This window comes from Vibrio sp. 1069 (assembly GCF_033340555.1).
This window is the reverse complement of record NZ_JAWOWP010000621.1, coordinates 1-596: the sequence shown is the minus strand read 5'-3', so window position 1 is coordinate 596 and position 596 is coordinate 1. Positions and strand designations below refer to the sequence as shown.

1 pseudogene is annotated in these 596 nt (G+C 46.3%); it reads left to right on the top strand.

The window, feature by feature from the left end:
* A pseudogene (locus tag R7040_RS28090) lies at positions 1-596 on the top strand (hypothetical protein); the annotation flags it as partial.

Sequence of the window (596 nt, the reverse complement as noted above, 5' to 3'; positions counted from 1 at the left end):
TCACCTTGGCCATACACTGCAAAAAACGGCACAATGAACGCTTTCCCATACGAAAGCTTCTATGAAGGTGGTGTAAACCTCACTCAACTGCTTGACGGAATCGACGGCACAGCGTCTTGTTTCAGCAGCTTCATGGCTGAAACCCGTTCGTCTGCTTCATTCACCGCATCTTTGAAAGACTTCGTTTTAGGTCAATTCCAGTTATGTGGTATGGAACTTGTGAAAACATGTCCAACTGGTGCGTTATCACCAAGTGGTGACTCAATCATCTACAACTACGAGATCAAAGTAACCAATACTGGCTTTGGTGCACTTTACGATCTTTATGTTGAAGATATTACCGCTGGCGATTCATTCACTGCTGACGTTCTTGCCGCTGGCGAAACTGCAACATTTACTGGTTCCTTTGTTTCGCTCATCAACGGTGTAGAAAATGAGGCTACGGCGAGCGCAGCCATCAAAGATGGTGGCGAACCTGTGCTTACTAAGTCTGACACAGATAGCTGTCCTCCACTTACTCCAGTGGGCGCATTGAGTATCACTAAAGACTGTACAACCTACGTTGAAGAAAACGCATCTGGCGCGTACGGATTAAG